7 protein-coding genes are annotated in these 12,532 nt (G+C 41.3%); all 7 read right to left on the reverse strand.

The genetic code is table 11. The annotated features are described in order from the left end of the window. Positions 1-205: 205 nt before the first annotated feature. Positions 206-4,570: a DNA polymerase III subunit alpha gene (gene dnaE, locus LB454_RS11215; RefSeq protein WP_224464764.1), complete on the reverse strand. Its 4,365-nt coding sequence runs from the start codon at positions 4,568-4,570 to the stop codon at positions 206-208. Between the two features lie 835 nt (positions 4,571-5,405). Further along, positions 5,406-5,867 carry an IS200/IS605 family transposase gene (tnpA, locus tag LB454_RS11220; protein WP_224464765.1) on the reverse strand — a complete coding sequence of 154 codons (462 nt, stop codon included), beginning with the start codon at positions 5,865-5,867 and terminating at the stop codon, positions 5,406-5,408. A gap of 1,195 nt (positions 5,868-7,062) precedes the next feature. Then, on the reverse strand, positions 7,063-8,145 hold the full coding sequence (locus tag LB454_RS11225) for a bifunctional 3-deoxy-7-phosphoheptulonate synthase/chorismate mutase type II (protein ID WP_224464766.1): 1,083 nt from the start codon (positions 8,143-8,145) through the stop codon (positions 7,063-7,065). Continuing rightward, positions 8,135-9,004, reverse strand: coding sequence for a prephenate dehydrogenase (locus LB454_RS11230; RefSeq protein ID WP_224464767.1), 870 nt, complete (start codon positions 9,002-9,004; stop codon positions 8,135-8,137). Before LB454_RS11230 ends, LB454_RS11225 begins: the two co-directional genes overlap by 11 nt. Next, entirely contained in the window at positions 9,001-10,161 is a 1,161-nt protein-coding gene (locus LB454_RS11235) for a pyridoxal phosphate-dependent aminotransferase (RefSeq protein ID WP_224464768.1), read from the reverse strand. The genes LB454_RS11230 and LB454_RS11235 overlap by 4 nt, the downstream gene beginning before the upstream one ends. Further along, the gene (locus tag LB454_RS11240) at positions 10,158-10,982 is read right to left on the reverse strand and encodes a prephenate dehydratase (protein WP_224464769.1); all 825 of its coding nucleotides are present in this window, start codon (positions 10,980-10,982) and stop codon (positions 10,158-10,160) included. Before LB454_RS11240 ends, LB454_RS11235 begins: the two co-directional genes overlap by 4 nt. A gap of 199 nt (positions 10,983-11,181) precedes the next feature. Then, positions 11,182-12,528, reverse strand: a complete 1,347-nt coding sequence (locus LB454_RS11245; RefSeq protein WP_224464770.1) for a M24 family metallopeptidase — start codon at positions 12,526-12,528, stop codon at positions 11,182-11,184. Positions 12,529-12,532 lie beyond the last annotated feature (4 nt).

Here is a 12,532-nt window from a genome sequence, read left to right on the forward strand (position 1 = left end):
TGAAAATATAAGCCTAATCCAAAATATACCTCTATCTACTTCATTATCAGATCAATGAAGCAATAAAAGTTAAATTAAGCAATTATTAGTAAATTTTGTTAAATTAACTCAAAACTATATACGGCTAAATCTTGACTTTGGTTTGAAATGTGATTCTAACTCACTGAGGCATTTCAAATCAGACTAACTGTTTGATTGACAGGCTCTAATTCAGTTTAAAACTGATGTTATTCTGTTCTAATTCTGATATCAATTCATTGCAAATATTCACCTTTTTAGTCTTGCTTGGCATGTGGATTTTAATCTTGTTTTTCATCTCATAAACCACAAAATTTAAAACGTGATCTCCGGTATGGTTTGAGAATAGTTCCTGCATTGCTAAAACTTGAGACTCCGATAAATCAGCCACATCCATTTGGATCGTCAGTTTTTTAGCATTTTCTTTCAGCACATCCTGCAATTGCTTGAAGCCTAAAAAGCCAATACGTACTCGTCCAGGCTCTCCCGTTTCCCGATTGATAAACTGAGTCCCTTTCAACTTGACATGCACAAAATTATCCTGAATCAAAAAGTGTCTAAATTTCAGGTATTCTTCTCCAAAAATCCAGAATTCGTGGCTTTCGTTGTAATCTTCCAAAACAAAGGTCGCGAAGCCTTTACCCGTTTTACTGACTCTATGATTCACATCGGTCACCACACCAGCCAAGCTGATTTCTTTATTTAAATTATCTTCGATATGAGCCATATCTCTAAGGTTGGCATTGCAAAACGAATTGATTTCTAATTTAAAATCGTCCAGGGGATGACCCGATAAAAACAATCCCACCACTTCTTTTTCAGCCTTCAAAGTTCGCATGGTATGCCAGGGTTCACAAGGTGGGACTTCGGGCTCCGGAATCTGCACTTCGCTGGCTTCCCCAAACAAACTTACCTGCGCCGAGTTCTTGTTTTCCTGATACCTGGAGGCGTACTTAATGACTTTTTCCAAAAAGGTCAGTTCACCTTCAGTCACCTGGAAGTACTGAGCGCGATGCACTTCGCCAAGGCTGTCAAAGGCTCCAGCGTAAGCTAAACTTTCAAAGGCTTTTTTATTGGCTGCACGCAGGTCGATGCGTTTAGCCAAATCAAAAATCGATAAATACTGTCCGTCTTGTTTTCGATGCTCAACAATGGTATTGACTGCTCCGCCGCCAACCCCTTTGATGGCACCCATCCCAAAACGCACGGCATTGTCTTTGTTCACCGAGAATTTATAGTAAGATTCATTCACATCTGGTCCCAACACCGGCAAATCCATTCGCTTACACTCTTCCATAAAGAAGGTGACTTTTTTGATGTCACTCATGTTATTGGACAACACCGCTGCCATATATTCTGCCGGGTAATGCGCTTTCAGATAGGCGGTTTGGTAGGCTATAAACGCATAGCAGGTGGAGTGGGATTTGTTGAAAGCATAACTGGCAAAAGCTTCCCAGTCTTTCCAGATTTTCTCAAGCTTTTCTTCATCATGACCATTGTCTTTCGCCTGATTGATGAATTTAGGTTTAAGTTTTGCCAGTACATCTTTAAGCTTCTTACCCATGGCTTTACGCAGAATATCCGCCTCACCCTTGGTGAAACTGGCCAGCTTCTGCGACAGCAGCATCACCTGCTCCTGGTAAACCGTAATCCCATACGTTTCCTCCAGGTATTCTTTCATTTCAGGTAAATCATAGGAAATCTCCTCGTCCCCGTGTTTTCGCTTGATAAAACTCGGGATATATTCCATCGGTCCGGGGCGGTAAAGCGCATTCATCGCAATCAAATCCTCAAACACCGTAGGTTTTAAATCCTTCATGTGCTTCTGCATCCCAGGCGACTCATACTGGAAAATCCCGACGGTTTCTCCACGCTGGAAAAGTTCGTAAGTCTTTTCATCATCCAGAGGAAAGGCTTCAGGATCCAACTCTAAACCATGACGCGCTTTCACAATATCGACGGTATCTTTAATCAGGGTGAGCGTTTTCAAGCCAAGGAAGTCCATTTTCAGCAGTCCGGCATCTTCCACCACCGAGTTGTCGAACTGAGTCACATATAAATTGGAATCTTTGGCAACCGAAACGGGAACAAATTTGGTAATATCGTCCGGGGTGATGATCACCCCACAGGCATGAATCCCAGTGTTCCTTACCGATCCTTCCAAAATTCTAGCCTGGTTGACCGTTTCTGCTTCTGGTGAATCCTGTTCCGAAATCGAGATCAATTCCAAAACCTTATCGATTTCTTCTGCTCTAAATTTCTTCCGAATTTCCTTTTCGTCCAGCCCAAAAATCTTGCTCAGTTTGGACATATCCGGAATCAATTTGGCAATGCGGTCGGCTTCATAAAGCGGTAAGTCCAGTACCCTGGCCGTATCCCGAATCGCTGACTTGGCTGCCATCGTTCCATAAGTAATGATCTGCGCCACCTGATTTTCGCCATACTTATCGATCACATAATCCATGACTTTGCTTCGACCTTCATCATCAAAGTCAATATCAATATCGGGCATACTCACACGCTCCGGATTCAAAAACCGCTCAAAAAGTAAGTCGTATTTTATAGGATCGATGTTGGTGATTTTCAGGCAATAGGCTACGGCACTCCCCGCCGCCGACCCTCGACCAGGTCCGACTGAAACGCCCATTTTCCTGGCCTCCCGAATGAAATCTTCTACGATCAGGAAGTACCCCGGATAACCCGTATTGGCAATGACCGACAATTCGAACTCTAAACGCTCCTTAATGTCTTCACTAAGATCGCCGTAGCGTTCTTTTGCCCCTTCAAACGTCAGATGTTTTAAGTAAGCATTTTCACCACGTTTCCCTCCATCCTCCTTGTCTTTGTCATCGAGAAACTGTTCTGGAATGGTAAAGGCAGGAAGCAAGACATCCCTAGCCAGTTCAAAAGCTTCTACCTTTTCAGCAATTTTTTCGGTATTGGAAATAGCTTCCGGTAAATCTTTGAAGAGTGATTTCATCTCTTCCGCCGATTTAAAGTAATATTGGTCATTTGGCAAACCGTAGCGGTAACCTCTACCTCTGCCAATTGGTGTGGCTTGCTTTTCACCGTCCTTTACACACAACAAAATATCGTGAGCATTGGCGTCTTTTTGGTCGGCGTAATAGGTGTTATTGGTTGCCACCAAATTGATGTCATGTTTTTGGGCTAGTCGAATCAAAGCTTCATTTGCTCTTTCTTCATCTTCCTGCTGATGGCGCATAATCTCCACGTAAAAATCATCTCCAAAAGTTTCTTTCCACCAGAGCATAGCTTCCTCAGCCTGATTTTCACCTATATTCAGAAGTTTACTGGCGATTTCACCATACATACTTCCCGACAATACGATCAAATCCTCCTTGTAAGTTTCAATAACTTTTTTATCAATTCTTGGGACGTAGTAAAAGCCTTTGGTAAATCCAATCGATGACATTTTTGCCAGATTATGATAGCCTTTTTTATTTTTAGCTAAAATCACCATTTGGTAACCATTGTCTTTGTGAGAGCGGTCCAAATGATCCTCACACACAAAAAACTCACAGCCAATAATAGGTTTTATAGGCTGAGCGGCAGCTTCATCGCCCTCAGAAGCCACCGACGCATTGTGTTTTTTGACGACATTCACAAAATGAAATGCCCCCATCATATTGGCGTGGTCGGTAATCGCTACCGCCGGCATATTGTGCTTTGCCGCCGCAGCCACCAAATCTGGAACCGCCGTAGTTGACTGCAATACTGAAAATTGGGTGTGGTTATGCAGATGCACAAAACTCGATTCCTGCAGCTGTTCCAGATTTTCATCCAGCTCCGCTTTAGAAGGGCCTTTCTCTTCTGATTTTGCTTCTTGCCTGGCTTTTAAACTGGCCGAAGCTTTTTTAAGGTTAACGTGATTCAGCCCTACCTTATCGATAGGCTGAGCGTGCTTAGCTCTAAATTCTCGCAAGTATCCAGCTTCTGCCTCAAGTTCTTTCTCCGAATAGTTTCCGATGCGGATCAATTCCAAAAAACAGCGCGTGGTGGCTTCCACATCGGCAGTAGCATTGTGGGCTTCATTAAAAGGCTCACCAAACAAATATTCATGCAATTCTGTAAGTGTGGGCAGTTTGAATTTACCACCACGTCCGCCAGGAATTTTACATAAAGTCGCTGTCTTTTCAGTACAGGTATCCAATACCGGCATAGATCCCATCGGCGATTCAAGTTGAGCGCGATGAAATTCTGCGCCCATCACATTCACATCAAAGCCTACATTCTGCCCCACGACAAATTTCGACCTCAACAAAGCTTCATTGAACTCCTCTAAGACATAGCCCAGTGATTCTCCCTTCTCCTGAGCCAAAGCCGTAGAAATTCCGTGAATTCGCTCGGCATCATACGGAATATCAAAACCCTCTGGACGCACCAGATAATCCTTAGCCTCCACCAAATTCCCCCACTCATCGTGCACCTGCCAGGCGATTTGTATGGCTCTTGGCCAGTTGTCGGTATCGGTGACTGGAGCGTTCCAGCGTTTAGGTAAGCCAGTGGTTTCGGTATCAAATATGATGTACATGAAGCAGGATTTTGGACCATAAAATTAGCAAAAAACAGAAGTTAAATGAGGATTTCTTCGGAATTTGTCTCTGCAAAATTATATGTTTTTAGAGAGTAAGCTTTCAGCCTCAGGTTCACTTGAATTTAAGATCAGGGTTTCCAGAAAAAAATTGAATGTATTCGACATCCTGATCAATTTGCAAAGCCTGAAACCTCCAAAATAAAAGAATATGTCAGGGCGCTGCCCCTTTTGAAAATATCCTAAAAACACGAATCACATTCAAAATCTACGAAGGCTACGAGGGTAAGGCTCCTTGTTTAAAAACATCCGTATAATACCCATCACATCCAAAATCTACGAAGATGACAGGGCTAGCGCCCCTCTATTAAACATGAATTTTTTCAATCACAAATCTACGAAGATGACAGGGCTAACGCCCCTCTATTAAACATGAATTTTTTCAATCACAAATCTACGAAGGTTACGGGGCTAGCGCCCCTCTATTAAACATGAATTTTTTCAATCATAAATCTACGAAGGTTACGGGGCTAGCGCCCCTTCACTGGAATTCTCGAACAAATTATTTGCTACTAAGATTGCGGGGCTAACGCCCCTTGTTTAAAAACATCCTCAAAACACTAATCACATTCAAAATCTACGAAAATTGCAGGGCTAACGCCCCTTTATTAAACATGAATTTTTTCAATCACAAGTCCACGTAAATGGCAGGGCTAACTCCCCCTTTCCCTAAATTCCATTTTTTTATGAAAATTGAGGGGCAGAGCCCTGAAATCATCGTAAAAAAACTATACATCAAAACACTGAGGGGCGTAGCCCTGACATAAAACCTTAACTAATCATAAAACTCAAACACATACCTGGTATCGTAATCCACATCAAACTTTTCTAAAAGCAACAGGTATTCATCTCTAAAAGATTGCTTTTTATGGTGCTGTGGCTGATTTAAAATATACTTGACCACTCGATCGATATGGGATTTAGAATAAGAAAAGGCGCCAAACCCCTTCTGCCAGTTGAATTGACCTGCTACAAACCTCTTTTCATTCACCCATTTTGAAGAACCAGATTTTACCTGCTCCATTAATTTAGATGGAGAAATATCTGGATGCATTCCTATGAAAATATGCGTATGGTCTGGATTACAGTAAATAGCATAAGTCTTACACATGTGATTGCTCACGATACCACACATTACTTTCTCCAGTTCTTCGCGGAATGCTTCATGAATAAGGTTTTGCCGCCCTTTAACGGAAAACACAAATTGGATGTACAATTGTGTGTAGGTATTGGCCATCGTGTTATGATTACATTCAAATGTATAAAATAATTAAATATCAACACAATATTAAAGATGTCAGGGCGCTGCCCCTCCATTTGGATTTACGTCACAATTATTGCTACGAAGATTGCGAGGCTAACGCCCCTTGTTTAAAAACATCCGTACAATACCAATTACATTCAAAATCTACGAAAATTGCAGGGCTAAGGACCCTTTGTCTGCTTTACGCATTTCATATTACGAAGATTGCGAGGCTAACGCCCCTTGTTTAAAAACATCCGTACAATACCAATTACATTCAAAATCTACGAAAATTGCAGGGCTAAGGACCCTTTGTCTGCTTTACGCATTTCATATTACGAAGATTGCGAGGCTAACGCCCCCTTGTTTAAAAACATCCGTACAATACCAATTACATTCAAAATCTACGAAAATTGCAGGGCTAACGTCCCTTTGTCTGCATTACGCATTTCATATTACGAAGATTGCGAGGCTAACGCCCCTTTGTCTGCTTTACGCATTTCATTACGAGGATTGCGAGGGCTAATGCCCCTTTTAAAAACATCCTCAAAACACTAATCACATTCAAAATCTACGAAGATTGCGAGGCTAACGACCCTTTGTCTGCTTTACGCATTTCATTACGAGGATTGCGAGGGCTAATGCCCCTTTTAAAAACATCCTCAAAACACTAATCACATTCAAAATCTACGAAGATTGCAGGGCTAACACCCCTTTGTCTGCATTACGCATTTCATTACGAGGATTGCGAGGGCTAATGCCCCTTTTAAAAACATCCTCAAAACACTAATCACATTCAAAATCTACGAAGATTGCAGGGCTAACACCCCTTTGTCTGCATTACGCATTTCATTACGAAGATTGCGGGGCTAACGCCCCTTTCTCTTAATTACATATACCGTTCTAGGTAGATGGCAGGGCTAAAGCCCCTCTAATATTACATCACAATTTTATCTCCGAAGATTGTAGGGCTTCACCCTTACATTCGGATTTACATTCCATTTATTGCTACGAAGATAGAAGGGCTCTGCACCTTTTCTCTAAATTCCAATTTTACATAAAAATTGAGGGGCAGCGCCCTGAAATCATCTTAGGGGCAGCGCCCAGTTATCTTCGTAAAAAAAATGTAAATCAAAACATTGAGGGGCGTTAGCCCTGACATCTTAACGACAAAGCATAGACTTAATTATTACTCGCTTATAATTTTATGCTGATGACTTATAGATTCTTCGTGAATGGCTTTTAAAATTTTGGTGATAAATTCTTCGCTTAGGTTATGTTCAGCACCCGCAGCAATCATGGTATCTAAGATGAAATTCCAGCGTTTGGCCTGTAAAATAGCCACATTGTTTTTCTTTTTCAGATCTCCAATTTCATCAGCGATTTTCATTCGCTTACCCATAAGATCTATCAGTTGATGATCGACCACATCAATTTTGGTACGTAGAGTTTGCAGCTTGTTTTGAAAAGCCGTGGCTTCCGTAAACTCCTTCCTCATTTTTAAGTCGATCGTCATTTGATCTAAAGCCTTAGGGGTGATTTGCTGCTTGGCATCGCTCCAGGCATTGTCTGGATCAAAATGCGTTTCGACCATAATGCCATCAAAATTCAAATCCAAGCCTGTCTGGCAGATGTCAAAAATGATATCTCGTCGACCCGCAATATGCGATGGGTCCAAAATGATTGGTAAATCTGGAAATTCAGTCTGCAAATCGATCGCAATTTGCCATTCTGGATTGTTTCGGTATTTGGTTTTCTCATAGGTTGAGAAACCCCGGTGAATCACGCCAAGGTTTTTAATATCGGCATCATACAATCGTTCCACAGCTCCCAGCCATAATGCTAAGTCAGGATTCACCGGATTTTTTACCAATACAGTTTTATCGGTTCCCTTTAAGGCATCTGCGATATCCTGAACGATGAACGGGCTCACCGTACTTCTTGCTCCAATCCACAGCACATCAATATCCGCTTTTAGAGCCAACTCCACATGGTTGCGATTAGCAACTTCAGTGGCTAACTTGAGACCCGTTTCCTGTTTTGCGGTTTTAAGCCACTCCAGACCAATGGCACCAACACCTTCAAAATTTCCAGGTCGTGTTCGTGGTTTCCAGATCCCAGCACGCATAACACTTGTATCGGTGTCTTTCAGTTGATGGGCAATCTTCACCACTTGTTCTTCAGTTTCTGCGCTGCATGGGCCGGCAATGACAAGAGGGTGGTCGAGATTGAAGGCGTCCAGCCATTGTCTTTGAGAGTTGTTAATTTCCATGGTTTTCTTTTTTTAAAATTCCGTTTAAAATAGGTTTGAGTTCGTTGACCTTTGTCAACTGTTGCTGTATGTCTGTATAATTTTCAGTTTCTAATTCTGCTTTAAATGCTTTTAAATTATGGATGTATTCTTCTAAAGCCTGAACAACTTCCCCCTTGTTTTCTTTGAAAATAGCGGTCCAGGTGATCGGATTGGACTTGGCAAGCCTTACTGTAGAAGCAAATCCACTACCAGCCAAATCAAAAATGGTTTTATCGTTTTGCTCCACCTGAAGCACCGTTTTGCCCAGCATAAAGGAACTGATATGCGATAAATGGGAAACATACGCCAGGTGTTTATCATGATCCCTGGAACCCATGAATTTCAGCGTCATTTCCAAAGGGGATATAAGTGTTTCAGCAAGTTCTACCAGGTGAGTCTCTGTATCTTTAATGTCACAAAAAATCATGGTCTTGTTGTTGAATAGTGAGCTAAAGGCTGCTTCTGGACCCGAAAACTCGGTTCCAGCAATGGGGTGTGCTGCCAGAAACTGACTTCGCTTTGGGTGCTTATCAATTGCTGCACAAAGCTCTCCTTTGGTCGATCCCATGTCCATGACCAAAGCTTTTGAATGAACTTTATCCAATACGCCCTGAATTACAAAACTTGCTTTATCCACTGGGATACTGACTATCACCACATCCATTTTAGACAAGTCTTCATCCTTTAAAGCATGATCAACAATATTCAGCTCCAGTGCTTTTTGAAGATGCTCTGGATTATTGTCCATCCCAAAGCGCTTGATTTCAGGAAAATTCTTTTTGAGAGATAAAGCAAAAGAACCACCGATTAAACCTAATCCTATACTGGCTATATTCATACCACTTTAGGTTTTAAGATACGTTCCCGGCACAGTTTCAAATCTTCTTCTGAAACACAAAGTGAAAACCGAACATAATTTGCTCCATTAGATCCAAAAACAGTCCCTGGTGTTACAAAAATATCTCGCTCATATAACAATTCATCTGCAAGCGCTTCGGCAGAAAGAGAAGAATTGATTTTGGCCCAGACAAATAAACTCACTGCATCTCTATTGATGGTTAAATCCAAAGATTCGCAAATGTCCCAAACAATCGCTCTGCGTTGTTTGTAAATTTCGTTTTGCTTTTTAAACCAGGCCAGATCTAAGTTTAAAGCTTTGGTGGCTGCTTTCTGAATGGGAAAAAACATACCACTATCCATATTGCTTTTCACTTTGAGTACCGCCGAAATAAATTCAGAATTACCCACCAGAAAACCAACACGAAAGCCAGCCAGATTGAAAGATTTACTCAATGAATTCAACTCCAGGGACACTTCTGCAGCACCTTCTAGTTGAAAAATAGAAAACTTTTCATCGGTTAAGACCATGCTGTAGGGATTGTCGTTGACCAAAAGAATATCATTCGCTTTGGCGAACTGAATCAGCTCCTGTAGTTTTTGCTTATTGACCGGTTCTCCAGTGGGCATATTAGGGTAATTGATCCACATCAATTTTACCTTGGATAAGTCTAACTTTTTTAGCACTTCTACATCTGGATGCCAGGAGTGATCTTCGGTTAAATCATAAGAAATGAGCCTGGCATTTAGCAATTTGGTTGCTGCCTGGTAAGTAGGGTAACCGGGGTTGGGTACTAAAACTTCATCGCCCTCATTTAAAAACGCCATTGAAATTAAGGCAATTCCTTCTTTAGAGCCCATCAACGGCAGAACTTCCTGGTCCTGATCAACATTTACCTGGTAATGGGTTTCATAAAAGTTGCACATCGCTTCCCTAAGTTCATCAAGCCCTTTGTAAGCCTGATACTGATAAGCTCCTGGTGCCTGAGTCGCTTTCATCAACTCTTCCACCACTTCCTTTGGCGGAGCCAGGTCCGGGCTGCCGATTCCCAAATTGATGATAGGTTTGCCTTGCTTTTTGAGTTGAGCAACTTCCCTCAATTTTTTGCTGAAGTAGTATTCTTTGGTTTCCTGAAGCCGGTTGGATACTGAAATCATGACTTTCCACTTTTATATTGACCTACACAGGTCGGATTGATACTGATTTTTGAAATTTCTGAAAATGCTTTCTGGAAGTGAATCGGGTTAGAAAAACTTACATCCACAATAAAAGCATATCTCCATATGTCATAAGGAATCGGAATACTTTGAATTTTTGATAAATTCAATTCATGCTCCGCCATCTTGTTCAAGACTTTTGCCAGACTTCCAGATTCGTGAGCAATTTCAAACTGAATCGTTGCCTTATTCACTTCAGGATGAGTATTTGCCTGCTTTTCAATGACTACAAATCGGGTTTCATTTAAGCTGTTGTTCTGAACATCTTCAGCAATTACTTTTAGATTGAAAAGTTCTGCTGTGCCTTTAGGCACTAGAGCCCCTGCTCCAAAGATTTGTTGCTGAGCAATGATCTGAGCAGGGAGTGCTGTGTCTACATCTTCTATCAAATTGATATGAAACTGATTGCTAAAAAAATTACTACACTGATGCAGGGCCATCTGGTGAGATTTTACCTCAACCAAATCTTCTAAATCCTGACTTGGCAAGGCCACCAGATTATGGCTGATATTCAAGTAGTATTCCGCAGTGATTTGGAGTTGGTGATCCAAAATGAGACGGTAGTTGGGCAAAATACTCCCCGCTATAGAATTTTCTATAGCCATCACTGCTTTTTCAGATTCTCCTGTAACTACAGCACTGATGAGCCTTTGGAATGTGGTACATTCTAAAGCGTCGACTTCCTTTTCATTAAAAAGCTCGGTAAGTGCTTTGTAATGATTGGATCCTTTGATTCCCTGTATGGCTATTTTTGTTTTCATAAACTAAAAAAGCCCCGTATGAAACGAGGCTTTATCTATTTTGATACTGAATTTATTTCATATCAACCCCGTTTCGCTGAATCAGCAAAATAAAAGTTGAAATAAAAGTAAAAACGAGTTGACATTTGTTCTTTAATATGGGACTAAATTAAAATTTATTTTGAATAAACAAGTCCAAACCTAAATAAAATTCAAAAAATTAATCTTTTAAGTAAGATTCTTGCCTTGGAATGGTTAAAAATTCCTTCTGCCTTCCGTTCAGATAAATCACCTCTTCCCCATCAAAATAGGCGTCTTCCTCCAGCATAACTCTGAAGGGTTTTTGCCATTCTTCCAGGTAAACTTCAGCATTAAGTTCTATCGCATACACCGTGTTTGGATACAACGTATAGTCTCCAGAACCTGGAGTATCGCCTTGATTGTCCCACATGCCAATGGTGGGTCCAGCTGCATGGCCATGGTAACCCATAGGATGTGTGTAGATGGTGCCATTGATATCTTCTGCTTTCATTTGGGCTCTGGCAGCTCTCAAAATTTCATTTCCTGTTCGTCCAGTTTTATAATTGGTCGTTAAGATATCCTGTAAACGGTTACCAACCGCCAGAGCATCTACTAAATATTGGGGCACTTCCTTTTCGTCAGGTTTTAAAACATAGGCTAATTCTTGTGTGTCGGTATTTAACCTTAGATAAGTAATGCCAAAATCCATATGCAGCACATCGCCAGGCATAATCACTTCCGGATCCGGATTGTTGTCAAAGGTTCTTAGGTGTTCTTTACTTTCGTTACTCGCTCTTTGAATATCAACTGTAGGATGGAACCAGGTTTCCAGACCTAACTCTTTTATTCTATCTCTGTACCACCACACTACATCGGTAGTGCTGGTGACACCGGGAGTGATGACTTTTTCAGATAAACCCTCCTGTATGATGTCATGTGCCAGGCTTTGGATGTGTTTGTAGGTCGCCATTTCTGAAGGAGTTCGCGTTTCCAGCCAGCCTACTGCTAATTCTTCTGCTGAAGTCAGTTTCTTTTGAAGTGATTTTGGCAAATACTCTAAAAGCAGCTCATACTCTGTATGATTAAGGCCATCTGCATGACCAAAATCATCTGAGATATTGATTCCGATTTTTTTAGGATTTCGTTCTTTGATCAGTTCCACCAATCGCTTCCATTGGTCGGGTTGTGTTTCCGGGTCCCAGGCTTTTTTAAAATGTTCTCCCACATTATACCTCGCCACCGCCAGCTTTTCTACTTCTTTGCCAGAGTTTGGTTTGTACATTACCAAAATTGTCCGACGTCTTGCTGCAAGCCAGGTACTGGGTAAAAGCGTCTTGATAACAGGATCTTCATTGTATTCTCTGGAAATCACCAGCCACATGTCAATATCTGCTCTATCCATCATTTCTGGCAACACAGTTTCCAGACGTTCACCAAGCCATTGGTCAATCACTTCAGATTGTTTTTTTTGAGGTAAAATGGCAAAATCCTGCGCAAAAGTAGATAATGAAAATAGAGCTAAAAGAAAAACATAAACAAACTTCATGCTG

The sequence above is a fragment of the Psychroflexus montanilacus genome, assembly GCF_020164535.1.
Lineage (GTDB): Bacteria > Bacteroidota > Bacteroidia > Flavobacteriales > Flavobacteriaceae > Psychroflexus > Psychroflexus montanilacus.